The 25388-nt window shown below is 64.5% G+C and carries 23 protein-coding genes and 1 tRNA gene; 5 read left to right on the top strand and 19 right to left on the bottom strand.

Annotated elements, in window-relative coordinates; translation table 11 throughout:
- Nucleotides 1–3: 3 nt before the first annotated feature.
- The 7 genes from Y88_RS08460 to Y88_RS08490 all read right to left on the bottom strand — a co-directional run bounded on the left by Y88_RS08460 (nt 4) and on the right by Y88_RS08490 (nt 6533).
- The gene (locus Y88_RS08460) at nt 4–1635 is read right to left on the bottom strand and encodes a pilus assembly protein TadG-related protein (protein WP_008068351.1); all 1632 of its coding nucleotides are present in this window, start codon (nt 1633–1635) and stop codon (nt 4–6) included.
- Nucleotides 1632–2222 (bottom strand): TadE/TadG family type IV pilus assembly protein, encoded by a 591-nt coding sequence (locus Y88_RS08465; protein ID WP_008068355.1) that lies wholly within the window; start codon nt 2220–2222, stop codon nt 1632–1634. The genes Y88_RS08460 and Y88_RS08465 overlap by 4 nt, the downstream gene beginning before the upstream one ends.
- Nucleotides 2219–2773 carry a TadE/TadG family type IV pilus assembly protein gene (locus Y88_RS08470; protein WP_232280983.1) on the bottom strand — a complete coding sequence of 185 codons (555 nt, stop codon included), beginning with the start codon at nt 2771–2773 and terminating at the stop codon, nt 2219–2221. The genes Y88_RS08465 and Y88_RS08470 overlap by 4 nt, the downstream gene beginning before the upstream one ends.
- A gap of 221 nt (nt 2774–2994) precedes the next feature.
- Nucleotides 2995–3522 carry a hypothetical protein gene (locus Y88_RS08475; protein ID WP_008068358.1) on the bottom strand — a complete coding sequence of 176 codons (528 nt, stop codon included), beginning with the start codon at nt 3520–3522 and terminating at the stop codon, nt 2995–2997.
- A 160-nt stretch (nt 3523–3682) separates the two neighbouring features.
- Complete coding sequence (locus tag Y88_RS08480; RefSeq protein ID WP_008068360.1) at nt 3683–4420, bottom strand: hypothetical protein; 738 nt, start codon at nt 4418–4420, stop codon at nt 3683–3685.
- 9 nt (nt 4421–4429) lie between these two features.
- Nucleotides 4430–4834 (bottom strand): ExbD/TolR family protein, encoded by a 405-nt coding sequence (locus Y88_RS08485; protein ID WP_008068362.1) that lies wholly within the window; start codon nt 4832–4834, stop codon nt 4430–4432.
- Complete coding sequence (locus Y88_RS08490) at nt 4824–6533, bottom strand: MotA/TolQ/ExbB proton channel family protein (protein WP_232280984.1); 1710 nt, start codon at nt 6531–6533, stop codon at nt 4824–4826. Before Y88_RS08490 ends, Y88_RS08485 begins: the two co-directional genes overlap by 11 nt.
- A 343-nt stretch (nt 6534–6876) precedes the next feature.
- On the opposite strand from Y88_RS08490, the gene Y88_RS08495 reads away from it, so the two are divergent.
- Both Y88_RS08495 and Y88_RS08500 read left to right on the top strand, forming a co-directional pair.
- Entirely contained in the window at nt 6877–8292 is a 1416-nt protein-coding gene (locus tag Y88_RS08495; protein WP_008068365.1) for a bifunctional enoyl-CoA hydratase/phosphate acetyltransferase, read from the top strand.
- Entirely contained in the window at nt 8289–9482 is a 1194-nt protein-coding gene (locus tag Y88_RS08500) for an acetate/propionate family kinase (protein ID WP_008068367.1), read from the top strand. The genes Y88_RS08495 and Y88_RS08500 overlap by 4 nt, the downstream gene beginning before the upstream one ends.
- 48 nt (nt 9483–9530) lie before the next feature.
- Here the strand turns inward: Y88_RS08500 and Y88_RS08505 are convergent, their stop codons facing one another.
- The 5 genes from Y88_RS08505 to Y88_RS08525 form a co-directional block, all read right to left on the bottom strand.
- Nucleotides 9531–10967, bottom strand: coding sequence for an efflux transporter outer membrane subunit (locus Y88_RS08505; protein WP_008068369.1), 1437 nt, complete (start codon nt 10965–10967; stop codon nt 9531–9533).
- A gap of 11 nt (nt 10968–10978) precedes the next feature.
- Nucleotides 10979–14167, bottom strand: a complete 3189-nt coding sequence (locus Y88_RS08510; RefSeq protein ID WP_008068372.1) for an efflux RND transporter permease subunit — start codon at nt 14165–14167, stop codon at nt 10979–10981.
- A gap of 30 nt (nt 14168–14197) precedes the next feature.
- Nucleotides 14198–15565, bottom strand: a complete 1368-nt coding sequence (locus Y88_RS08515; protein WP_408637193.1) for an efflux RND transporter periplasmic adaptor subunit — start codon at nt 15563–15565, stop codon at nt 14198–14200.
- Nucleotides 15566–16073: 508 nt separating this feature from the next.
- Nucleotides 16074–16790 (bottom strand): TetR/AcrR family transcriptional regulator, encoded by a 717-nt coding sequence (locus Y88_RS08520; RefSeq protein ID WP_008068375.1) that lies wholly within the window; start codon nt 16788–16790, stop codon nt 16074–16076.
- Nucleotides 16791–16919: 129 nt separating this feature from the next.
- Nucleotides 16920–16994, bottom strand: a tRNA-Gly gene (locus Y88_RS08525).
- A gap of 259 nt (nt 16995–17253) precedes the next feature.
- Here Y88_RS08525 and Y88_RS08530 point away from each other — a divergent pair.
- Entirely contained in the window at nt 17254–18162 is a 909-nt protein-coding gene (locus tag Y88_RS08530) for a tetratricopeptide repeat protein (RefSeq protein WP_018075887.1), read from the top strand.
- A 4-nt stretch (nt 18163–18166) separates the two neighbouring features.
- Entirely contained in the window at nt 18167–18790 is a 624-nt protein-coding gene (locus Y88_RS08535; protein ID WP_018075888.1) for an LON peptidase substrate-binding domain-containing protein, read from the top strand.
- Nucleotides 18791–18806: 16 nt separating this feature from the next.
- On the opposite strand, the gene Y88_RS08540 is transcribed toward Y88_RS08535, so the two are convergent.
- The 6 genes from Y88_RS08540 to Y88_RS08565 all read right to left on the bottom strand — a co-directional run bounded on the left by Y88_RS08540 (nt 18807) and on the right by Y88_RS08565 (nt 23377).
- Complete coding sequence (locus Y88_RS08540) at nt 18807–19430, bottom strand: MarC family protein (RefSeq protein WP_018075889.1); 624 nt, start codon at nt 19428–19430, stop codon at nt 18807–18809.
- Nucleotides 19431–19436: 6 nt separating this feature from the next.
- Nucleotides 19437–20303, bottom strand: a complete 867-nt coding sequence (locus tag Y88_RS08545; RefSeq protein ID WP_008068385.1) for a hypothetical protein — start codon at nt 20301–20303, stop codon at nt 19437–19439.
- Nucleotides 20304–20411: 108 nt separating this feature from the next.
- Nucleotides 20412–21326 carry a bifunctional methylenetetrahydrofolate dehydrogenase/methenyltetrahydrofolate cyclohydrolase FolD gene (folD, locus tag Y88_RS08550; protein ID WP_018075890.1) on the bottom strand — a complete coding sequence of 305 codons (915 nt, stop codon included), beginning with the start codon at nt 21324–21326 and terminating at the stop codon, nt 20412–20414.
- Nucleotides 21327–21329: 3 nt separating this feature from the next.
- Nucleotides 21330–21623, bottom strand: coding sequence for a YggT family protein (locus tag Y88_RS08555; RefSeq protein WP_008068387.1), 294 nt, complete (start codon nt 21621–21623; stop codon nt 21330–21332).
- Nucleotides 21624–21730: 107 nt separating this feature from the next.
- Nucleotides 21731–22645: an acetylglutamate kinase gene (gene argB, locus Y88_RS08560; RefSeq protein WP_198133340.1), complete on the bottom strand. Its 915-nt coding sequence runs from the start codon at nt 22643–22645 to the stop codon at nt 21731–21733.
- 45 nt (nt 22646–22690) lie between these two features.
- Nucleotides 22691–23377 (bottom strand): queuosine precursor transporter, encoded by a 687-nt coding sequence (locus Y88_RS08565; RefSeq protein ID WP_008068389.1) that lies wholly within the window; start codon nt 23375–23377, stop codon nt 22691–22693.
- Nucleotides 23378–23491: 114 nt separating this feature from the next.
- Between Y88_RS08565 and Y88_RS08570 the strand changes: the two genes are divergently transcribed.
- A complete protein-coding gene (locus tag Y88_RS08570) occupies nt 23492–24760 on the top strand; it encodes a NupC/NupG family nucleoside CNT transporter (protein WP_008068390.1) in 1269 nt (422 codons plus the stop codon).
- Here Y88_RS08570 and Y88_RS08575 read toward each other — a convergent pair.
- A complete protein-coding gene (locus tag Y88_RS08575; protein WP_008068391.1) occupies nt 24752–25384 on the bottom strand; it encodes a 5'-methylthioadenosine/S-adenosylhomocysteine nucleosidase in 633 nt (210 codons plus the stop codon). The genes Y88_RS08570 and Y88_RS08575 overlap by 9 nt on opposite strands.
- Between the last annotated feature and the right edge of the window lie 4 nt (nt 25385–25388).

Below are 25388 nucleotides of genomic sequence, written 5' to 3' on the forward strand. Positions count from 1 at the left end.
GCATCACGAAACGAGGTGCGAATCCTGCAGCGTCAGCGCGAAGAGAGCCTGCAGCGCGGTCGAAATGCTCTGATCCGAGGACACCGTGTAGACCAGCGGATTACCGTCCGAGCCGACCGACGCGCAACTCTTGAGCGCGGGCAGGACGTTGGGAAGATAGGGCGCCGTGTTGGTCTGCGACCAGCTGTCCCCGGTCAGTGTGGCTGCGGCATATTCGGTATAGAGAATCGCGATCTTGATCTTGCGGTTCTTGATCGTCGTGCAAGCCGCGATGTCGGTGCTCGACAATTCGCGCGTCCGGCGTGACCCGCTGATGGTTTCGTCGACCACCCCGTCGGTGATGATCATCAGGACTTCCTGCGGATTCCCGGTCGACCCATTGCCCGGATTGGGCATGGCCGTGTTCATCGACGTCATCATGTTGAGGAATTCGGTACCCATGTCATTGATATTCTTGCTCGACGTGGGATTGTTGTTCGAATACCAAAAGTCCTGCGTGCCATCGAGATCGGGCACAGATGCCGTCGTCAGCGACTTGACGTCGGTCATATTGGTATATTGCGTCACCGGACTGCTTTTGCCCGAATGAGTCCAGTCAAAGCTGTAGAGCTGCAACTGATAGGTGACCTTGTTGTCGGTCTCTTTCTGCTGCGCAAACGGAATGAGATCCTGGGCCGCGAGCGTTTCCGCGCCGACACGCAAGGGAATAGAGCTCAGGTCCGAATAGACCTTCGCGTAATTATGCGTCAACCAATACCCATCAGCATAAAGAACGCTAAGCGTCTGCGAGTTATTATTGTTATCCTTATAGCTCAACGAAGCCGGTGAAGACGATCCGCTCGGAATCTTGGACGATGAAACCGTTCCGATTTTAACGCCGGAAGAATTGTAGAGATTGTAGCTTCCCGAGCTATTCGCCGTCGTTGATAGAAGGTAGTACGCATTATACCCAGATGACGATGATGAGTAATAATTGGCATCAATAAGAACCGCGCGTGAACTCGAGTCCTTAACGTAGTTCTGTCCCGGCAACTGCTGGTGGCAGGCAAAGGCGCAGCCGGTAACTTTCTGAATCGCACTGATACCCGACGATGTCGAAGGCAGCAGCATCGAGGGCGACTTGTCCATTACCAGGTAGAAATTGATATTGGGAAAGAAGCTGGCATAGGCCGTCGAACTGCCACCGATGGGCAGCGTTGCCACACCCAGAATACCGCTGAACAGATTGGTTGAGCTGCCACGCCATTTCACCAGCGCCGTGCGACCGAGATTGAGCGTCCCCCCGTCGGTGATGGTCACCGTCAGATCACTGGCCGGGGTATAGACGAAATCGGCATAGTCGGTGACTTGCGTGGTGAAGATTTGCGTCGAAGCCGCCTGAGCCACAGTCGACGTCTTGGAAATGTAGGTGGTATCGGTCGCAGCAAGGGCTGCCGCGTCAGCGACAGCATTGATCCGCGACTGAAGCATCTCTGCACGTGCATAGTCGATGGTGAAGCCCAACCCGAACAGGGCCGGAATGATCGCCAGCGCCGTGATCAGCGTGACGTTGGCATCGTCCGCCTTTGCAATGTCGGTCAAGAGCGCGCGCGAACGAAGGGCCAGAGCCCGGGCGCGTTGAATCCAGCGTGTCATTGGTGCGCAACCTGCGTGGTAAGGCGAGGCAACATGAAATAGCGATTGTAAAGCGTCGGCGAGGGCAGGATCGTGCCGCCGAACAGCGGGGTGTAGGTATAGCCGACTTCCCCCATGACGATGTATGCCCCGACGGTCGACGTCGTCGTGTTCGGCTGCATTTCTGTCGGCGCGAAATTGGTCGGCAACGTCACGATCGTGCCGGTCGTCAGAGCCGTGGCATTTTGCGCCTGGCTCCAGACGACCGAGGCATGGCTCGCATCGGTAATCTGCAATTCCGACACCCGCATGGTCGCATTGCTGGTGCTGTACGGTGCCAGCACGAGCTTGCTGTTGGACATGATCGAGGTGAGATCGGTCGAACTGACCGTCGCATAGCGCGTGGTCAGGTCGGTGACGGTCTTGGCGGTCAGCGAAACCTTGCGCCCGCAGGTGACCAGATCGCTGACGACATAGGCACCGCAATAGAGCAGGACAAGTGTCGGCGCGACCAGCGCGAGTTCGACGAAGGCCACGCCCGAACGATCGCGACGCAGACACCGCAGGACGCGCCCGATCCGCCCCAGAGTCCGATGGATCCCGCTCATGAGGTGTAAACCTCGGTCTTGGACACCGACGTCGCGATCAGGATGCGATGCGCGCCGGGCAACGTGAGCGTACTGTCGGCGATGTTGAAACCGAAGATCGACGTGACCGACCAGATATAGAACAGGCGCACCGCCACGATCTGCCCCTGCGTGCCGGGGTTGTAGTTGAACGTGTTGGTAACCTTGTAATTGTTGGTCGCATCGAACGTGAATTGCGGAACCGACAGATCGACAGTCGTATAGTCCGAGCCGCTGTTCACATCGACGTAAAGATTGTTGCACGACATGAACGAGGACATCTGCGTGCAGACATAAGCTGCGAACTGCTGCTGCGGCGTGGTGATGACTTTGCCGTTGCTGTCCTTCACTCCGGTGAAATTCGTCTGGGCCTGTCCGGTCAGGACATAACGCGCAGCCCCTTCGGCCGTCGTTTCCAGAGCCGCCTGGGCAAGGAACAGGATGATGATCTCGAACGTCGCCATCAGGATGCCGATCAGGAACGGCGCGGCGATGGCAAATTCCATCGCAGTGCTCGCTTTCTCGTCGCGCATCAGACGTGCCAGAAAGGCGAACGGACGGCCATGATGCGCAGCCGCGATCAACCGATCGCACTGTCTGTCGCAACCGCCGCTCGAGGCGGGGGGCCTGCCAAGACTCTGTTGCCGTCCCATCGAATAGGGACATTAGGCATGCGGGCCTTAAAGATGTGTTTCCAAGCCCTTCCCGGCCGCTAATTCCGTCCCATGCCGTGGTTGCGGCACAATTAAGAATTCTACTCCTGCCAACTCAGGAAAAGCGACACGTCCCCCGGCATCAACAGCGGCCAGGTCACGATCGCGGCACCGATGCGGTATCCCAACGGTTCGAAACACTCCTGCAAGACGACGAACAGGGTTCGTGCCGGACCTTGCAGGGTATGGGGCCAATCCGGTTCCTCGTTGTTTACCGCCCGTCCCCGGTCGGTGCAGTAATCACTGGGAAAGCGATAGACATGGGCCAGCATTTCACCTTGTGCTGCCGCCCTCTCGACCGTCTCGATAATGCGATCCAGCGTGTCGGCAGCCAGCGGTTCATCCCGCCACGCGGTGAACTGTTCATCCAATTGCTGGCGACGCAGCGAAATGTCGTCGCTCGAACGTCGCCTGCGTGCCGCCACGGCACCGCGTGCGACTGCAAGGATTTCCCGGGCAGGCGGCAAGGGTGCAGCCTTGTCCGTGGGTACTTCGGCGTCATGAAAGTCCATGATCTCGCCTTTCGTCTGGCCCGAGCCGAACGCGTCGGCGCCATGGTTGCGCGGCACTGGTCCCACTTGGCTCAATACTCCAGTTTCGCGGGGTTGCACAATGGGGTGAAGCAGCCTTGTTGCGCCGGACAATTGCTTGAATTCACGATGCATCCCGCACGAACAAAACTCCGGCCGGGATGCCGGCTTCGCGAGTGCAAAAACCGCTCACAAGGCGTCATTCGAGCCGCGACCGGATCAAAATCCTGAGCGTGTCGCCGGCATGGGGCGGCTCTTCGCCGGTATCCATGCCGACAAGCGCGGAATTGAGTCGCCCGGAAAGCGGGCCATCACCGCCGGCGTCGAGCACTTGCGCCTGGCGAATGATGCCATGGGCATCGATGGTAATGGCAACCGTTGCCCGCCACGACTGGCGACGCAGTTCGTCGTGATGGGCAAGCAGCCCTTCGAGGCGATAGCCGATCCGCCGCATGTAAAGCCCGAGAAACGCGGTATTGAGCTTCCCCGCCGCTCCGGTCCCGACGCCGTCCCCGCTTCCCCCGCGCCCCAGCCCATAGCCGGACCCTTCGGGATAAGTCGTCAGTTCGCGTCCGCCCGGATGAGCGGCAAGGGCAAAGCTGTCGGCCCCGGCGTCGCCCTCGCTGTCGACGCCGAGCGGGCCGGGCTGCCCCGGTGCGGAAGGCGCGGCCGAATCGAGTATCTGCGTGCTGTCGGCGTCGAGCTTGTCGGGCTTCTGGTCCTGTGGCTCGGGCGTGGGCTGCGGCGTCGGGGGCGGCGTCGCATCAGGCGCCATCAGCTTCACGCGCTGGACCGCCGGACCATGCCCGATCGGCACGACATGGGCATGGAACCACAGGCCCGCCCCCGCCATCAAGGCCAGCACTAGCCCGCGCACAAGCCAGCGCAGGCCCGGTGACGGATCGAAATGATGGTCGTGGGCGATGACCTGAGGCATTGTCCGGCCCTATTTGACCAGCTTGTCGGTCACGAGGCCAAGCTCGGAAATGTGGACCCGCTTGGCCACGTCGAGCACTTCGATCACGCGTTCATAGGACACACCCTTGTCCCCTTTCACCACCACCGGCAGCTTTGGATCAGCGGCCTTGGCGGTGGCGAGTTGCGCTTCGAGTTCGGCAAGGCTGACCCCTACCGTATCGAGATAGATCCGTCCGTCGGCGGTGATGGTGATCGCCCGCGTGTGGGGTTTGGCAAGGGACGGCGCGGAACTGGCACGCGGCAGATCGACCGAGATCCCCTGAACCGTGGCAGTTGCCATGACCATGAAAATGATCAGCAGATTCCACGCAAGGTCGAGCAACGGTGTGACGTTGATCTCGTCATAGACCTTGGTGTCGTACTTAAACCGCATGGGCCGCGCTCCCGGTTCTGGCGGCCTGGCGCAGGACGAGCGCGGCGCGCGTCACCGCGTCCTCGCCATAGACGTCCATCGCGGTCAGCTGCTCGCGGATGCGAGCCATCAGGATGTTGTAGGCAAAGACAGTCGGGATCGCGACGACCAGCCCGACCACGGTACAGGCGAGCGCCGCCGAGATCCCCGGTGCGATGGTGTTGACGTTGACGTCCCCCGATGCGGCAATGGCGGCAAAGGTGATCATGACCCCGATCACCGTGCCGAGCAGGCCGAGAAACGGCGCACCCGAAATCGTCAGGGTGAGCATGACCAACCCTTTGTTGAGCGCGGCGGCCTCGTCGATCTGGGTTCGCGCGACGGCCGAGCGGACCAGTTCGATCTGTCCTTCCGGGACACTGCCGTCCTCTTCGCGCACGGCGGACAGCTTCTGCGCGGTCGCCTCGATGCGGGCGAACGAGGATTGGGCGAAGAATGCGGTCGGATCGGGCGCTGTCGCCGTGCCGGTAGCGCCGATGAAGCGCGCGTTGCCCGCCGCGATCCGGCGCAATTGCACGACTTTGGTCAGACTGACTTCCCCGGCGATGAACCCCAGGATCAAGGTGAAGCCGATGATGACCCAGCCGTCGAGGCTGACCATCGAGGCGATCCCGCCGAGCATCGAGAAATAGGCCGAAGCCTGGCTTTTCTGTTCGAGCGCGCCGAGCGCGACGACATGGCTTTCCGGACGGGCCGCCATGGCCCCGGCACGGATCCAGTCGGCGGCGCGCGCGGTCTTGTCGAATTCGAGATCGTCGAGCAACCCGGAGAACCCTGCCAGAGCCCCATTGGCGCCAAGCGTCACGGCCCCGCCGAACGGCAAGATGTCGGTCGCGTTCGCGCGCACCTTTTCCTGTCCGTCGAGATAGAGGATCACGGTATTGGCGTTGATCGAGACCGCGACGTGGTGCCAGGCATTGGCGCTCAGCGGTCCGGTCGAAAGATCGACGCCGTGCAGGTGGACGATGACTGCACCGTCCGCGCCGACTTGAGCCGCAAGCGCAGGGGCCGCCGGATCGCCGATGGCGATGATCGATCCCGCACCGCCCGGGTTGGCATGGATCCAGAACGACAGGGCCGCCCCGCCTGCCTTGCTGACCGCGAGTGACGGCGACGCGGCAATGGAGACGGTGTCGGTGGCCGTAAATTGCCCGGCATCACCGATCACCCCGCCCGGCGCAGCCTTGATCGCGCTCGTCGTCGGGCTGTTGCCATAGGACGTGCGGTCTTTCAGTCCGTTTTCAAGGCTTTCGAAGTCGAACGCCATCAGCGCGAGCCGGTCGCGAACGGTGCTGCGATCGCTCGCCGCATCGGCCTTGCCATTACCGTAATAGAGCCACAGGTGTGTCGGATGACCCGGTTCGAGCACGGGAACCAGCACGCGGATGATCGCGATGCCGCTGTCCTTGGCAAAGCGTTCGATCGCGAACGGCAGTGGCGTCTTGTCGTCCTCTGTCACCACGCGCAAATCGCTGCCGTCCGGCTTTACCGAATCGAATGCGAAATTGCCGGTATGCAGACGTACGATCACCGGAACGTCAAAAGCGCGATCCTGCAGATGTGCACCGTTGGCTCCGGTGTCGATCGTGATCGACTGGCGATAGGCCCAGTCGCTGTTCCACCAGGCCATCGCGGGACGGGCGGCGAAAAGAGCATTCATTGCAAGAAAAAGGGCCATGAAACGCAATGGGCGAATGAAGCGAGGGCTCATGCGACTCTTTCTGACGGCACGACTGGAAGACGATGGCACTATCAGAGCAGGCGATGATTTCAGGCCGAAGGCGAACCGGGCCGATTCGAAGGAAATTTAAACCTTATTTGATCGCTTTTGATGAAATATACGAAACAATTGACGCATTGCTGTCACAACACCATTTAGGCGCACTCAATTCCCTCCCATTGATGTTCAGCAATTCTCATTTGCGGTTTGCGTGCTATTGTCCGGCCCGGCGCGCGGCTCGTCGGGTCGTGCGTGGATCCCACCCCCCGAACGAGATCCCATCATGGCCGAACTGATTGAAAACCGGACTTTTGCCGAAATCGCCATGGGCGACAGCGCCAGCCTGTCGCGCACAGTGACCAAGGATGACATTACGCTCTTCGCCACTGTTTCGGGCGACGTGAACCCCGCGCATCTCGATCCCGAATTCGCCGCGCAGGACATGTTCCACCATGTGATCGTCCACGGCATGTGGGGCGCAGGGCTCATTTCGGCGGTGCTCGGCACCCGCCTGCCCGGCCCCGGCACGATCTATCTGTCGCAGAGCCTCAAATTCATCGCTCCGGTCAATATCGGCGACACCATCACCGCCACCGTCACCGTGTCCGAACGCGACGAAGCGCGGCGGCGGCTGACGCTCGCATGCCAGTGTACCAATCAGGACGGCAAGCCGGTGATCGTCGGCGACGCGCACGTGATCGCCCCGGATGAAAAGGTTTCGCGCCCGCGCGTCGTGCTGCCCCAGGTCCATATCACCGAAAACCCGTGCCACGAACGCCTGCTCGCCATGGCCAAGGGCGGAACGCCGGTCCCGACCGCCGTCGTCCATCCTTGCAGCCCGGCCGCGATCGAGGCTGCTGTCGAAGCTGCCGAAGCAGGCTTCATCGCCCCCTGGCTGGTCGGCCCGGAAGCCAGGATCCGCGCCGCTGCCGAGGAAGCGGGACGCGACATCACGCCGTTCCGCCTGATCCCTGCCGAACATAGCCATGCCGCCTCAGCCCAAGCAGTCGCGCTGGCACAGCAAGGCACGGTCGCCATGCTGATGAAGGGATCCCTGCATACCGATGAACTGATGGGCGCGGTCGTCGCCCACGACAGCGGTCTGCGCACCGGGCGGCGGATCAGCCATGTCTATGTCATGCAGCTCGACGGACGCGAAACGCCGCTGTTGATCACCGATGCGGCGATCAACATCGACCCCACGCTCGAAGACAAGCACGACATCATCTGCAACGCCATCGACCTTGCCCACGTGCTCGGCCTGCCCCAGCCCAAGGTCGCGATTCTGGCGGCGGTCGAAACGGTCAACCCGGCCATGCGCGCGACCATGGATGCAGCAGCCCTGTGCAAGATGGCCGATCGCGGGCAGATCACCGGAGCGATCCTCGACGGGCCGTTGGCCTTCGACAATGCCGTCAGCGCCGAAGCCGCGCGGGAAAAGGGCATCGTTTCACCGGTCGCCGGACAGGCCGACATCCTGGTCGTGCCCAATCTCGAGGCGGGCAACATGCTGGCCAAGCAATTGACGTTCATGGGTGGCGCCGATGCTGCCGGCGTCGTCCTTGGCGCCCGGGTTCCGATCATTCTCACCAGCCGCGCCGACAGCCTGCGCACCCGCGCAGCATCCTCGGCGGTCGCAGTTCTGCTCGCCCGCTCGCGGGCGGCCAAGGGCGGCACCCAAGGCGGGGCGGGGCAATGACGCGCGGTCTCGTCAGTCTCAATGCGGGTTCGTCGAGCATCAAGTTCGGCCTCTATCGCCTCGACCCCGATGGCCGTCCGCGCCATGCGGCAGGGGGCAAGATCGAGGGCATCGGAACCGCACCGCATCTGGCGGCAAAGGCCGACGACGGCTCGCTGGCCGTCGATCGCCGCTGGACCGACGGCGCCGGGCTGAGCCACGAGGAATTGCTGGCCGAGCTGATCGACTGGGCCGTCGATCACCTCAAGGGACATGAAGTCGTCGGGATCGGCCATCGCGTCGTTCACGGCGGTCGCCAGTTCGCAGCACCGGTCCGCATCGACGAGGATGTGCTGACCAAGCTGGAGAGCCTTTCGGCGCTCGCCCCGCTGCACCAGCCACACAACCTCGCCGCGATCCGGGCCATGGCCAAGCTGGCGCCCGACGTGCCGCAAGTCGCGACGTTCGACACGGCATTCCATCGCGGACGGGCCGACGAGACCAAGCGTTTCGCCTTGCCGCGCGCAATGTATGACCGGGGCATTCGCCGCTATGGCTTCCACGGGCTGTCCTATGCGTGGATCGCGCGGGAACTCGCACGCGTGGCGCCGACGCTCGCCGCCGGGCGCGTGGTCGTCGCCCATCTCGGCAATGGAGCCAGCCTTTGCGCCATGCACGGGGGCAAGAGCGTCGACACGACCATGGGGTTCACCGCCCTCGACGGTCTGGTCATGGGGACGCGTTGCGGCACGCTCGATGCCGGACTGGTGCTGCACCTCATCCGGCATGAAGGCATGGACCCGGCCGATGTCGAAACGCTGTTCTACCAGCGTTCGGGCCTGCTCGGGGTTTCGGGGATCTCGAGCGACATGCGCACCCTGCACGAAAGCGATGCCCCTGCCGCGCAGGAAGCGATCACCCTGTTCACGGCCCGGGCCGCGCGCGAGATCGCCGCTCTTGCGACCAGCATGGGCGGACTCGACGGCGTGGTCTTCACCGCCGGAATCGGGGAAAACGATCCCGTCATCCGCGCCATGATCGCCAAGCGGCTGGAGTTTATCGGCCTTGCGATCGACGAAACCGCCAATGCCGCCAATGCCCGCGACATCCATGCCTCGGGAAGCCGGGTCGCGGCCATGGTCATTCCGACCGACGAGGAACGGATGATCGCCTTCGATACGGTGACTTGCCTCGACCTGCACGAGGCATGACGGTCCTGCCGCCATGGCGCCACGATGCGCCATGGCGGCTCTTTCCGATCAGCTCTGCTGCCAGCCGCCGCCCAGTGCGCGGAAGACATCGACCTGGGCAAAGGCTCCGGCACGGCGCGCCGCGACGAGATCGGCCTCTGCCCCGGCGAGCGTGCGTTCGGCGTCGAGCACGGTCAGGAAGTCGATCTGCCCCTCGCGCTGGCGGGCCAGGCTGATCCGCGCGGCGCGTTCGGCTTCATCCCGCGCCCGCGCCAGGGTTTCGACCCGTTCCTCTGCACGGGCATAGGCGGACAAGGCCCGCTCGGTTTCCTCAAGCGCAGTGAGGACGGTGCCGTCGAAGGTCGCCAGTGATGCCTTCGCATCAGCCTTGGCCGCACCGATCCGCGCCCGGACGGCGGCCTGATTGGGGAAAGCCCAGCTGATCAGCGGCCCGACCGCCCAGCGCGAGGCGCCCGCGCCAAGCACATCCATGGCTCCGAGCGAACTGAACCCGCCCGATCCGCCCAGCGAAATGCGCGGATAAAGATCCGAGACGGCAACGCCGATCCGCGCGGTGTCGGCGGCCAGCCGCCGCTCGGCCGCGCGCACATCGGGCCGCCGGGCGAGCAGGGCCGCGCCATCGCCGACCGGGATCGGCTGTGCGAGATGCGGCGTTTCGGTCCGGGTGCCGACATCGGCGGGCAATTCCTGCGGCGCGCGTCCGGTCAGAGTTGCGAGACGCAGCAGCGCGGCTTCGCGATCCGCCTTGAGCGAGGGAATGGTCGCCGCCTGTTGATCGCGCAGGGCGGTCACGCGGATGAGATCGAGCCGGTCGGACCGTCCGACATCGACGCGCGCGCCGGTGATGCGGATCGACCTGTCGAGGAGAGCAACGGTTTCCTCCGCCACTTTCACCCGCTCGGCGCTGGTCGTCACGTCGAAATAGGCGCGCACGGTGTCGGCAATGACTGCGAGCCGCATGGCGTCGGCATCGGCTTGCGCTGCCTGTGCATCGCCGCGCGCGGCCTCGATCCCGCGCCGCACGCGTCCGAACAGGTCGACTTCGTAGGACAGCGACAGCCCGCCGTCATAAGCCCAGCGTTCGCGCGGCAGGCCGGGAATGGTCTGGATCGAGGGCACCCGTTCGCGTTGGGCGGAAACATCGATCCCGGTCGTGGGCAATTGCGCGGCATGAGCGTCGCGCAAGAGCGCCCGCGCCCTGTCCACCCGCGCGGCGGCCACGCGCAAGTCGGTGTTGGCCGCCAAGGCGTCCTCGACCAGCCGGTCGAGCATGGGATCCTTGTAGAGCGACCACCAGCGTTCCTCGACCGGGGCGGCGGCAAAGGCTGGTCCCGTTCCGGTATCGAGCGCAGCGCCCCGGAAAGGGGCCGCCGCAGCCGGCGCCGGACGGGACGCGTGGTAATCGGGCCCCACCGCGCATCCGGCCAAAAGGGTCGTGGCAAGAAGCAGGCCGATGGATCCTGTCGTCTTGGACTGAAAGGTCATGATTGCAGTTCCTATTCGGCCGGTTGCAGGTGCGCGTGCGCCTCTGCCCGGCGGGCCGGGCGCAGGCGATCGGCCAGCGCGCGGCACAGGACATAGAAAGTGGGCGTGAACAGCAGGCCGAAGCCCGTCACCCCGGTCATGCCGAAGAACACCGCCGTTCCCAGCGCCTGCCGCAGTTCGGCCCCTGCCCCGCTGGCCGTCACCAGCGGCACCGCGCCGAGGATGAAGGCAAAGCTGGTCATCAGGATCGGGCGCAGGCGAGTTCGGGCAGCAAAGACGGCCGCCTCGACCGGGCTCATGCCCTGTTCGTCCTCCGCCTGTTTCGCGAATTCGACGACCAGAATGGCGTTCTTGGCCGCCAGCGCAATCAGGACGACGAGACCGATCTGGGTCAGCACATTGTTGTCCATGCCGCGCAGATTGACCCCGAGCATGGCCGCGAACAGGCACATCGGCACGATCAGGATGATCGCGAACGGCAGGGCAAGGCTTTCATACTGTGCCGCCAGCACCAGGAAGACGAACAGCACGGCCATGCCGAACACGACCCCGGCGGTGTTGCCCGCAAACTTCTGCTGCCAGGCGATCCCGGTCCATTCGCCGCCGTATCCGGAGGCAAGCGAGGTATCGGCCAGACGTTCCATCGTCGCCAGCGACTGTCCGGTCGAATAGCCGGGCGCAGTGTCGCCGTCGATTTCGACCGCCGGGCGCAAGTTGTAGCGAACGACGCGATAGGGCCCGGTCTTGTCCCGGAACGTCGAGACCGAACCGATCGGCACCATTTCCCCGGTGTTCGACCGCGTTTTCAGATTGGCGATGTCGGCCACGGTGGCGCGATGGTCCGCGTCGGCCTGCGCCGTGACGCGATAGGTGCGGCCGAGCAGGTTGAAGTCGTTGATGAAAGTCGAGCCCAGATAGACCTGCAAGGCTTCGAACACGCGTTCGGGCGGAACCCCGATCAGGTCAGCCTTGCGCCGGTCGACATCGGCATAGATGCGCGGCGTGCCGACATTGAACAGGGTATAGACCTGTCGCAATCCCTTGTCGGAATTGGCTTTGGCAATCAGCGCCTGTGCCTGGGCATTGAGCGCGTCATAGCCGCGTCCTTCGTTATCCTCGAGCATGAAGCGATAGCCGCCCGCTGCCCCGAGCCCCTGAATCACCGGCGGCGGCACCAGCAGGACGCGGGCGCGGTCGTATCCGGTCATCGCCTTGTGCGCCTGATCCATGATGCCCTGATAGGTGACGCCCAGCTTGCGCCGCTCATCGAACGACTTGAACGGGAAATAGATCGCTGCCGAATTGGGAGCCGACGTCTGCGAAGGGCCGTCGAACCCGGCGAACATGACCGCCCCGCGCAAACCCTGAATGGGCAGGATGCGTGCGGCGACTTCACGCGTCACCGCATCGGTGCGTTCGAGCGAGGCTCCCGGCGGCAATTGCACGATGGCGAGGAAATAACCCTGATCCTGTGCCGGGATGAAACCGCTCGGCGTTGCCACGAACAGCGCGATCGTCGCTGCGATCAACGCGGCATAGACCCCGATCACCTTGCGCGGCGCGGCCAGCAGGCGTCGCGTGAGCGCCGCATATCCGTCGCTCAACCGGTCGAACCCGGTGTTGAACCGGTCGCCTGCACGCGCGATCATCCGCCGCCAGCGCGGCACCGACAGATCGTTCGCCACGCTGGGGCCGCCATGACGCAGCAGGCGCGCGGCCATCGCGGGCGAAAGCGTAAGGCTGAGGACGAGCGAGATGACGGTCGCCGTCGAGATCGTCACCGCGAACTGGCGATAGAACGCTCCGGAGAGGCCGGTGATGAATAGTGTCGGCACGAACACCGCGCAGAGCACCAGCACGATCGCGACAAGCGCGGTCGAAACCTCGTCCATCGATGTCCGCGCTGCTTCGAGCGGGGATTGCCCGAGCGCGATGTTGCGTTCAACGTTTTCGACCACGACGATGGCGTCGTCGACGACGATCCCGATCGCCAGCACCAGCCCGAACAACGACAGGTTGTTGAGCGAATAGCCCAGCCCCGCCAGCATCAGCGCCGTCCCGATCAGCGAAACGGGAATGGCGATGATCGGAATGATCGCCGCGCGCCAGTTCTGGAGGAAGACCAGAATGACCAGCACCACCAGCACCACCGCTTCGAACAGGGTGTGATAGACCGCGTCGATCGACTGGCTGATGAATTCGGTGGGGTTGTAGATCGTCGAATATTCCATGCCCTTGGGAAAGCCGCGGGCGATGGTATCCATTTCCGCCTTCACCTTGAGCGCGGCATCGAGCGCGTTCGATCCCGGACGCTGCATGACCGCGATCACCACGGTCGGCTTGTTCGAGAGATAGGTGTTGACGGTATAGTCCTGCGCGCCCAGCTCCACCCGGGCAACGTCGCGCACGCGGACCTGATGGCCTTGCGCGTCGGTGCGGATGACGATGTCGGCAAATTGCTGCGGATCGGTCAGGCGCCCTTGCGTCTCGACGCCGAGCTGGAAAGCCTGCCCCTTGTCATAGGGCGGCTGGCCGATTTCGCCCGAGGAGACCTGAACGTTCTGTGCCCGCAACGCGGCGACGATCTCACCGGCCGTCAGGTTGAGTTCGGCAGCCCGGCCCGGATCGATCCAGATGCGCATGGCATAGTCGCGCGACCCGACCAGGCGGATGTCGCCGACCCCGTCGATGCGGGCGAGCCGGTCGCGCACCTGCGTCAGGGCATAATTCGACAGATAGTCGCGGTTGAGCGACCCGTCGGGCGACTGGAGATTGACCACCATCAGGAAGTCCGGCGTCGTCTTGCGCGTGACCACGCCCAGGCGTTGCACTTCCTCGGGCAGGCGCGGCGTCGCGACCGCGACCCGGTTCTGCACCAGCACCTGTGCGGCATCGAGATCGACGCCCGCCTTGAACGTCACCGTGATCGTGACTTTGCCGTCACCGGTCGACTGGCTGCTCATGTAGAGCATGTTGTCGACGCCGTTGATTTCCTGCTCGATCGGGGTGGCGACAGTGGCCGCCACGGTTTCGGCCGAAGCCCCCGGATATTGCGCCGAGACCGTGACCGTGGGCGGCACGATGTCAGGATATTGCGAAATGGGCAGGCCGACGAAAGCCAGCGCACCCACGACCGTGATGATCACGGCGATGACCGCCGCGAAGATCGGCCGGTCGATAAAGAAGCGGGAAAGTCGCATGGGCTGAAAAATCCCGAAAGAAGAAAGGGTTCAGCGTGCCAGAGTCGCCTGTGCGGCGGCGGGGGCGCTGATGCCGGTATCGGCGGCCTGGGCCTGCGGCGTGATCCGGGTCGCACGGACCTTCACATGCGCACCCGGGCTCGCGGCCTGAATATTGGTGACGACGACATTGTCCCCCGGCGCCAATCCCGCCCGCACGATACGCAAGCCGCGTACGACCGGGCCAAGTTCGACGGGTTTTGCCGCGACGGTTCCGTCGGGCGCGACGACCATGACGGTCTTGCGCGCCTGATCCGACTGGATCACTTCATCCGGCACCATCAATGCGGTGACCATGCCCCCGTTGGACAGGCGCATGTTGCCGAACATGCCCGGCGCCAGGAACAGCGAGGGATTGGGAATGACCGCCCGCCCGCGGATCGTGCCCGAATGCGGGTCGAGACCGTTGTCGGTGAAATCAAGCTTGCCCTTCCATGTGTAGGCGGGTTCATCCTGCAGGCGGATCTCGATCTCGGGCGAGGCTCCTTTTCCTTCCCGTGCGCGCTGGGACTTGAGGAACAGGGCTTCGGACGAATCGAACGTGAAATAGATGGGATCGAGCGCGTTGATGGTGGTGAGGAGAGTCGCATTCCCACCCTCGCCCGCCGCGACCAGATTGCCGACATCGACGCGGCGATCCGACACCCGGCCCGAAATCGGCGCCCGTACTTCGGTGAATTCGAGATCAAGCGCACGTTCGCGCAGACGCGCTTCAGCAGCGGCCAGAGCGGCCTGCGCCGATTGCAGGCGCGCGCGCAGGCTGTCGACTTCACCGGCCGAAACCGCTTCGTCACCCGAAAGGCGCGACGCGCGGGCATAATCCGACCGTGCGAGCGCCAGTGCGCTGCGGGCCGAGGCGACATTGGCGCTCGCTTCGGCCAGAGCCGCGCGATAGGGGCGCTGGTCAATAGTAAACAGCAACTGCCCCTTGCGGACGATGTCGCCGTCATGGAAATGCAGGGCCGTGATCTGCCCCGCAACACGCGGGCGCAGCTCGACCGTCTGGCTGGGCGCGAAACGGCCGACGTAATCGTCCCATTCAACCACCGGCGCGGCATAGGGATGCGCGACCCCCAGCGTCACGTCGAGCGGCATGGCTTGCGCAGGTTCATGGCTCATCATCTTCCACCCCGCAAAGCCGACGGCCCCGGCAAGGAGGATCAGCCCGAACGCCTTGCGCCAGGACGGGAAACCCGATCCGTGGTGGTGGGCCGGTTCGTGGACGCGACCATCGTGGGATCGGGATGTGTGCGTGGCGGCCGGTGCCCCGCCAGCATCATCGGCAGCGTCATCCGCCGTGTCGTCGGCATCGTTGTACGAAAGGGCGGTGTCGACCGCAGTGTCGACCAGTGTGTGCATGTCCATCGGGCAGCTCCTGCTCATGGGCGGCGAAAGAAATAGCGGGCGGCAGGATGGCGGGCACATGCGCTCACCCGGTCCGTGCGGCACGTCCGCCCGTCCCGCACGCAACGCGCACGAAATCAGGCTCCGCGCCGGCCCGTACCGGTCGTGAGCATCAGCAATGACCCGCATCCTGTAGGGACCGGTTCCGCCCGGCCACCTGTGGGATCGGGATGGCGGGGCCGAACGGAACCGGAAGCGGCACGCGCCAGAGCGCACCACGGTCGAATGTCCCGGGGATCGGCAGGAAGGGTGGGGCTTGGTCCTGCCGTCTCGACAAAGCGGGGGGAAGTCGATCGCCCCGGGACATTCAATACCAAGCGGTATAAAAAGCTGTCGCCGCGACGTCAACCGGAATTATGTACCGACCGGTAAAAAACACACCTCACCCCGCAAGGCAGGGCCGAGAACGTCCACGATCAGGAAAGTTTCGATCCCGGCGACGGCATCACCCGTCGCCTGCGGATCAACGCCCCGGCCAGAGTGCCAGCGTCGTTTCGACGAGTTGCGTCAGTTGCTCGGAACTTGCACCCGAGGCCGCCTGAACGCCCATGCCCTGCATCACTGCCATCAAATACGCAGCAAGAGCCTCGGGCGTTACACCGGCGGGAAGATCGCCTTCCGCTTCGGCACGGCGAAACCGTTCGAGAATGACGTGATCGGCCGAAGCCCGCCGCGCCATGACTTCGTCGCGGATCGAATCGTCGAACGTCGTGCAGGCGACCGCACTCATGACACCCAGGCACGCGCGCGGATCGTTGGTTCCGATCTGGAGACTGATCGCGCCGCGCAGCATCTGTTCGGCAACACCCTTGGCCGTCGGCGCATTCATCGCGTTGCGCGCATAGGCAAGCTTGTCGCGTTCATAGAGATCGAGCGCCTTGCGGAACAACGACTCCTTGTTTCCGAAACAGGCATAGAGGCTGGGCTTGGTAATCCCCATCGCCTCGGTCAGCTCGGCAATAGAGGCGCCTTCGTATCCGCGCTGCCAGAAAACCTGCAGCGCAGCGGTCAGGGCCTTTTCCGGATCGAACTGACGCGGCCGTCCCCGTGCGACCGCAACGGCACAGGACTGTGCCTCGGTCCCGTCGTCGGCCTCATGGACCGTCTGGGGCGACTCCTCGTATTTCATACCGATCGGTATGTAGGTAGCGGCGCCCTTGCCGTCCAGCCCCGTCGCCATTCGCCTTGCCGCAAAATGAGAAAGTTTTTCGAACCTTGCGCGAAAGCCAGCGCGATTCGATGATGAGCCCGGAAACGAAAAAAGCCACCTTGCGGTGGCTTCTTTGTGCTCCCCATCGTGATGGGCAACTGGAGCGGGCGAAGGGATTCGAACCCTCGACCCCAACCTTGGCAAGGTTGTGCTCTACCCCTGAGCTACGCCCGCTCGTGCGTTGCGCCGGCTTGGTTGGCGTCCGTTTCAGGAGCCGTCCGGCTGGGGTGAGCGGGCCAATAACCGTGATGCGGGGGGGGCGCAACCCCCCAAATGCATTTTCTTTTCCACAGGGGGTCAAATTTGTTACAAGATCCACCCCCCGGACACCCCCTTCTCCGGCCCCTCCCGGGCAATGTCTCTTGCCGAATGGCACCGCATTCCCACATGGGGTAAAAGCTCAATCCCGATCACCCCCTTGCGGAGACTATGTGTGGCAAGCCTTGGCCTGAATCTCGATGAACAGAAAGCGGTCGACCGGTTCCGCAAGGCGGTCGCCGAACCGTCGATGACCAAGCTGGTGATTCTCGATTTCTGGGCCGAATGGTGCGGACCGTGCAAGGCGCTGACCCCGGTGCTGGAAAAGGTCGCGGCCGAGTATGCCGACAAGGGCGTCCTTCTCGCCAAGGTCAATGTCGACGAAGACCAGTTCATCGCCGCCCAGTTCCAGGTGCGCTCGATCCCGACCGTCTATGCGATGTTCCAGGGACGCCCGGTCGCCGACCTCACCAATGCGCGCACCGAATCGCAGCTGAAGCAATATCTCGACCAGCTGCTCGCCCAGCTCCCGGTCGAAGCAGGCGACGCTCCGGCACAGGACGTCACCCCCCTGCTTGCCATGGGCGAGGAAGTTCTTGCCGCCGGTGACGCCGAGCGCGCGATCTCGGTCTTTGCCCAGATCATCGACATCGCGCCCGACAATGCGCCTGCCCATGCCGGGCTTATCCGCGCCCTGCTCGCCGCCGGGCACAAGGACGAGGCCGCAGCCGCCCTCGCCGAACTCGACCCGAAGATCGCCGAGGACCATGCCGTCGCGCAGGCACGCGCCGCGCTCGCGCTGGCCGAGGACGCGCCCGAGGAAGGCGAACTGGCAGGCCTGCGCGCTGCCGCCGAAGCCGATGCGGACGACATGGACGCCGCCCTTGCCTATGCCAACGGGCTCTATGCAGCGGGCGACCGCGATGCCGCTGCCGCGTTGCTGCTCAAGATGGTGGCAAAGGACCGGACGTGGAACGAAGGCGCGGCCCGCACGCGTCTCTTGCAGATCTTCGAGGCGATCGGCCTTGAAGATCCCTGGGTAGCGGCGACGCGGCGCAAGCTGTCGACCGTTCTCTTCGGCTAGTGTGATGGGTGGGGCAGTGACGGCCGAACGGTTATCGATCTTTCCGCTTCCCGGGGCCTTGCTGTTCCCCGGCCTGCAGCTGCCCCTCCACATTTTCGAGCCCCGATACCGGGCAATGGTGTCCGACGCCCTCGCCCGCGACCGTCGCATTGCCATGATCCAGCCGCAGACCGCCGAGGAAGGCGCGCCACTGTTCCGCATGGGCTGCGTCGGCAAGATCGTCGATGTCGAGGCGATGGAGGACGGGCGCTACAACATCGTGCTCGAAGGCCTGTCCCGGTTCCGCATCCTGCGCGAACTGGAGGTCAAGACGCCGTTCCGGCAAGTCGAGGCCGAACTGATCGACGAACCCGACGATCTCCTGAGCGCGATCGAACGCGCAGGGTTCGAACTCGAGGCGCGCACGTTCGCGACCGCGCAGGGGTATTCGGTCGACTGGGATTCGGTCGGGCGCCTCGACGACGCGGCTCTCATCAACGGCGTCTCGCAGATCGCCCCCTTCGACATCGCCGCCAAGCAGGCCCTGCTCGAAGCGCCCGACTTGCGCAGCCGTTGCGAGTTGCTGATCCAACTGATGCAATTCTTCGGCCGCCGCGACCGCGACGACGGCAAGGTCACGCTGCAGTAAGCCTGCCGCTGAGATCCTAGAACAGCTGCCCCTTGATTCCGTCGATCACGAACTGGGCCGCCAGTGCCGCGAGCAGCACGCCCAGAAGACGGGTGACGACCGCCTCGATCTGTTCGCCCAGCAGGCGGATGATCGGGCGCGCGGCAACCATTGCGGCAAAAGCCAGCACCATGACCAGCGCCAACGCGGCAAGAATGATGCCCATTTCGCTCGCCCCGTGCGCACGCGCCGACAGCAGCATGATCGAGGCGATCGAGCCCGGCCCCGCCAGCATCGGCATGGCCATCGGGAACACCGCCACGTCCTTGACCACCGGCCGCGACGCCTTGACCTTTTCGGCGCGCTCGGTCCGCTTTTCAGTATTGCGATCGAGCACCATGTCGAGCGCGATCAGGAACAGCATGACTCCACCCGCAATGCGGAAGCTGTCGAGTTCGATGTGCATGGCCGCCAGAAGCCGCGCCCCGAACAGGGCAAAGCCGATGAGGATCAGCGCCGCGATGACGCTGGCGCGGAATGCCATCGTCATCGCCTGCCGCTGCGTCGCCTCGGCTGTCAGCCCGGCATAGATCGGCGCGCAACCGGGCGGGTCGATCACCACGAACAGCGTGATGAAGGCCGAAAAGAACAGTTGCCCCAACATCGATCAGCCCCCCTTGCCCGGCGCGAGCGCAGGCGCGGGAATGTCACGGGCAAGGACACGGTTCATCGCCCCGTCCTGATAGAGCCAGACCGCAAGGCTGCGCGAACCGTCGGGCATGACCGTCGTGCGCCAGACCAGCGAACCGTCGTCAGAGCGACCGTCCTTGCTGTCCGAACCCGCTGCGGCCGCAGCCAGGGGAACCGGCGCAGGCAAAGGCGGAGGTCCGACCGGGCGCTGCGGCTCGGGGCGCTTGCCCCCCCGCTTGCCCGGCGGCCCATCCTCGAGATCCTCGTCCCGACGATGGCGGGCAGGGCAATCGGCAACTTTGCCGGTGATCCAGTCGGGCGTCGGGGGCATCACCGCCAAGGGCTCGGCCATGGCCATGGTCCAGCGGTAATCGCCTTTCTTCCCGCGCTTCCACACGGTGGTGAACCAGCCGCCCGGCCCCTGCGCATCGGGCAGGACACTGGGCGCAGGCGCATCACCAGCGCCATTCCAGATCCCCGACGTCACGCCCACAGTCCCGTCGCAGGCCATCCAGACCATGCGCGTCTGATGCGCGCCCATGCCGACCGGCGCGCCATGCTGCCGGAACCAGCCGCGCGCAAGCGTCCGGGTCGGAGTAAAGAGTTCGGCGCTTTCCTCGGCCATGGCTTCAAGAGCAGCCGCTTCACCCTTGGCGCGAGACAGGCGTCCGAGCGCACTTTCGGCAGCGACCAGCGCGCTGGGATTGCCCGCAGGCGTCAGCGCCCCTTGCGGACGCCCGCTACCCGGAGGCGGTCCTTCCCCGCGATCATGCTGCGCAAAGGCACAAGGTACGAGGACAGGAACAAGCGACGACGCACCGGCAAGAACCAGTGCGATCGCCAAGGATCGGTAAGGGCGGGATAAAGTCACCGCCCGGGCATAGCCGATGCCGGGCCGGGGGTGAACCCCGCCCGGCTCCTCGGCCTCGCCCTCTTTTCGAAAGAATTCGGTTCAGATGGTTCCAGCCGGGAGATCGATCCCCGCATTGGCATAGGCCGCCACCAGCGCATTGCGCAGCAAGACCGCAATGGTCATCGGCCCGACGCCACCCGGAACCGGCGTGATCGCCCCGGCAACCGCCTTGGCCCCGGCGAAATCGACGTCGCCGACCAGACGGGTCTTGCCCGGCTCGGCCGCATCGACGCGATTGATACCGACGTCGATCACCGTCGCGCCCGGCTTGATCCAGTCGCCCTTCACCAGTTCGGGCCGCCCCACGGCCGCCACGACGATGTCGGCGCGACGCACCACTTCGGGCAGATTGCGGGTGCGGCTGTGCGCCACGGTCACCGTGCAGCTTTCCGCGAGCAGCAGCTGTGCCATCGGCTTGCCGACGATGTTCGAGCGGCCGATCACCACGGCATCGAGCCCCGACAGATTGCCCAGACGATCCTTGAGCAACATGAGGCAGCCGAGCGGCGTGCAGGGAACAAAGCCCGGCTGACCGACCGAGAGCCGACCCGCGTTGATGACGTGGAACCCGTCGACGTCCTTGTCCGGGCTGATCGTCGCGATGACTTTCTGTTCGTCGAGATGCGCGGGAAGCGGCAGCTGAACCAGAATGCCGTCGACCGCCGGATCGGCGTTGAGCGTCTCGATCAAGGCAAGCAGGTCGGCTTCGGACGTGTCGGCCTCAAGCTTGTGCTCGAAGCTTGCCATGCCGGCCTCGACCGTCGCCTTGCCTTTCGAGCGGACATAGACCTGGCTCGCCGGGTCCATGCCCACGAGCACGACCGCGAGCCCGGCCTTGCGTCCGGCACGCGCCTCGAATTCACCGGCAAGGGTCGCGATGCGCCCGCGCAGGCCGGCGGCGAAAGCCTTGCCGTCGATCAGATCCGCAACAGCAGGTTCGGCAGTCAAAGTCATCACTCAATATCCCATGGCGGCAAAGCCGCGGAGCAGGATCGAGAGCAGCTGCAACCCGACAATCAGCACCAGCGGCGAGAAATCGACAGATCCGGTTTGCGGCATGGCCCGCCGGATCGGCCCCAGCAGAGGTTCGAGCAAGGCATTGAGCGCACGCCAGATCGCGACAACCGCGTCATTGCGGGTGTTGATCACGTTGAACGCGATCAGAAGGCCCATGACAAACTGCACGATCACGATCGTGCTGACCACGCTGATCAGGTAATCGATCATCTGGATGACGGTGTAGAGCAGCACGTCGGACTTCCTTCGCGAAACCGGGCCGCCGCTTTAGCCCAGAGGGTGTGTCAACGGCAACCGGAGGGAACAAAGAAGGGCTCCGACCGCAGGGTCGAAGGTCCTTTTCAGGCCCGGATCAGGGTGCCTGCCCCGCGCGCGGTAAAGATTTCGAGCAGCATGGCATGGGGAACCCGTCCGTCGAGCACGACCGCTGCCTCGCAACCGGCTTCCACCGCATGGACACAGGTTTCCAGCTTGGGGATCATGCCGCCGCTGATCGTGCCGTCTTCGGACAGCACCGCGATGTCCGCAGGCGTCAGATCGGTAAGCAGGCTCTTGTTCTTGTCGAGCACGCCCGGAACGTCGGTCAGCAGGAACAGGCGCGCCGCCCCCAGGGCCGCCGCGATCGCGCCCGCCATGGTGTCGGCATTGATGTTGTAGGTATGCCCGTCCTCACCCACGCCGATCGGCGCGATCACCGGGATCATCCCGGCGGCCGACGCGGTGTGGAGAATGGTGGTGTCGATCGCTGCAGGTTCGCCGACAAAGCCCAGATCGACGATCAGTTCGTCGCCGCTGTCGGGATCGACGATGACCTTTTCGACCTTGGTGGCCGTGACGAGCCCCGCGTCCTTGCCCGAAATGCCCAGCGCCTTGCCGCCCGCCGCAGCGATCCAGCTGACCAGTTCCTTGTTGATCCGGCCCGACAGGACCATTTCGGCAATCTCGGCCGTCGTCGCATCGGTCACGCGCAGGCCGTCGACGAAGCGCGATTCGACGCCCAGTTTCTTGAGCATGGCGCCGATCTGCGGCCCGCCGCCGTGAACGACGACCGGGTTGATGCCGATCGCCTTCATCAGCACGACATCCTGCGCAAAGTCTTGTTGTGCCGCAGGATCACCCATGGCGTGGCCGCCGTACTTGACCACGAAAGTCTTGCCGGCATAGCGCTGGAGATAGGGCAGCGCCTCGATCAGCGTTTCCGCCTTTTCGAGCATTGCCTGACGATAGGCGTCGTTCGCGTCGAGATTGGTAGCCATGATGGCTGGCGCCATTACGCGACTACACGTGAAATTGAAATGAATTCACGCCTCGCGATCGAGCGCGTACCCCAGTTTGACCGCCAGCCAGACCAGAACCGGAACCAGCAGGGTTGAAAGCGTGACCTTGGCCACGATCTGGCTGCCCATCATCGTGCCCAGCGGCAGCGGATGGCCGTCCGCCCCGGCAACGCCCCAGAACGAGATGGTGATGAAAATGACGGTATCGACGATCTGGCTGACAAGGCTGGCGAGCCACGCACGGATCACCAGCACGCGCCCCATCCCCCGCCGCGCCAGCCGGTCGAGCACCAAGACGTTGAGCGTCTGGGACAGGCCATAGGAAATGAGCCCGGCGAACTGCATCCGCGATCCCTGCCCCAGAATGAGGGCGAATTCGGCCTGATGCGGCCAGACCGGCGCGGGCGGCACCACATCGATGACCAGCCGGATCAAGGCCATCGACAGGATCAACGGGACGAAGCCGAAGCGCACCATGCGTTGTGCAGTGGCGATCCCGTGCAATTCGCTGACCGCGCTCGACAGCACGACCAGCAGCAGAAACGCGAAAATCCCGCTTTCGACCGTCATGCGCCCGATCAGCGGCCAGGTGCCGCAATCAGCGAGTTTGGTGCCCAGCACCCCGGCCAGAACGACAAGCCCCCCGTAGACAAGCGGAAAGGCGAAGAGCGAAGCAGGAACGGCGGGAGAAGCGGGTCGGGAAAGAGTCATAAAAAGGCGATAGCCGATTTTGACCCTTTGCCAAATCGGCCCTACCAATCATGCGGACCCGCGATCCCGATGCCGGTCCCTCCCCTTCATGTCGACGGAGCGCCTGGCCGCCACATGCATATCCTGTCCAGTCTTGCCGGAATGGCACTGATCGTCGTGCTGGCCCTGATGCTGTCCCACAACCGTCGCGCGATTTCGCTGCGGGTGGTCGTGCCCGCGTTCGCGCTCCAGGCCGGATTTGCCGCGCTCGTGCTGCATTTCCCGCCGGGCAAGTTCGCCCTGGAAGCCGCCGCCCACGGGGTCGAGAACCTGCTCGGCTATGCGCGCGCGGGCGTCACGTTCCTGTTCGGCCCGCTCGCCTCGCCCGAAATCGGCGGACACAGCTTTGCCATCGCGGCCCTGCCCACGATCGTGTTCTTCGCCGCGCTGATCTCGACGCTCTATTATCTGGGCGTCATGCAGCAGGTGATCCGCTGGATCGGCGGCGCCCTTGAAAAGATCACCGGGATCAGCCGGGTCGAAGCCCTGTGCGCGGCGGCCAACATCTTTGTCGGGCAAAGCGAATCGCCGCTGGTCATTCGCCCCTATCTCGCCGCGCTGACCCCGGCCCAGATGTTCACGGTCATGTCCGTCGGCATGGCAGGCGTCGCGGGGACCATTCTGGCCGCTTATGCCGCGATGGGCATTCGCATCGACTATCTCGTCGCTGCTGCATTCATGTCTGCCCCGGGCGGAGTCTTCATGGCCAAGCTCATCTATCCCGACGAGCCGCCCGTTCCCCCTGAACTCGACGCTGAAGAACCGCTGCCCAATCCCCATGGCGAGAACCCGCCCCAGGCCGTGACCGAACCGGAAGAGGAACGCCCCGCCAACCTCATCATGGCCGCCGCGCAAGGCGCCCAGACCGGCGTCCGGCTGGCCGTCGCTGTGGGCGCCATGGTGCTGGCCTTCGTCGCGCTGGTCGCGCTGGCCAACGGCCTGTTCGGCTGGTTCGGGGGGCTGATCGGCTTTCCCGGCCTGTCGTTTCAGCAAGTGCTGGGGACGATCTTTGCCCCCGTGTTCCGCCTGCTCGGCGCGCCCGACTGGACCGAGGCGAAAATCGCCGGGGGCATGTTCGGGACCAAGCTGGTGCTCAACGAATTCGTCGCGTTCATCGATCTGGGAGCGGCGAAAAACCTGTCGCAAAGCACCGTGGCGATCGTCACCTTTGCGCTGTGCGGCTTTGCCAATTCCAGCTCGATCGCGATCCAGATGGCCGTTGCAGGCGGGCTTGCCCCCAATCAGCGTCCGGTCATTGCCCGCCTCGGGCTCAAGGCCCTGCTCGCGGGCGCGCTCAGCAACCTGATGAGCGCGGCTCTCGCGGGGCTTTTCCTCTCACTCTGAAAGGGCGGCCGGCAACAAGTCGACGGCGGCGGCGAGCCGCTCGTCGAGGAGCATGAGCAGGCTGGTCCAGTCCGACAGGCCCGCCAGTTCACCCGGTCCGTCCGAAATCCCACGCAGGCCCATCAGCGGCACCCCGAAATGGTCGCAGACCCGCGCGAGCGCGAACGTCTCCATGTCGACCATCTCGGCCTCGAGCGCATCATACGCGTCGCCCGAGACGATGTCCGCTCCGGTCGAAAGCCGGACCGAGGGCAAGGCAAGCGGCGTTGCCAGCGGCAGGTCGACCGGATGGTCCAGAAACGGTGTCACGCCTTTGGTGAAACCGAGCGGGGACGCGTCCATGTCGCGCCACGAAACGCTGCGCGCCTGAAACACTTCGCCCAGCGGACAGGTGCGCGATCCGGCCGAACCGATCGACACGACGAGATCGGGCAAGTCCCCGGCGTGAGCGAGTGCGCCCAGTGCCAGCGCGCCGTGAAGGGCCGCCTCGACCGGGCCGACCCCGGTCATGACCGGACGAAACCGGGCCCTGAGATGCGGCCCGTATTCGGCCTCATGCGCCATGATGAAAAGGACGCGGCGACCGCCGAGCGAAACCGGTTCGGGAAGAGTCTGGTGAGCCATGGAG

Source organism: Novosphingobium nitrogenifigens DSM 19370, from assembly GCF_000192575.1.
GTDB lineage: Bacteria > Pseudomonadota > Alphaproteobacteria > Sphingomonadales > Sphingomonadaceae > Novosphingobium > Novosphingobium nitrogenifigens.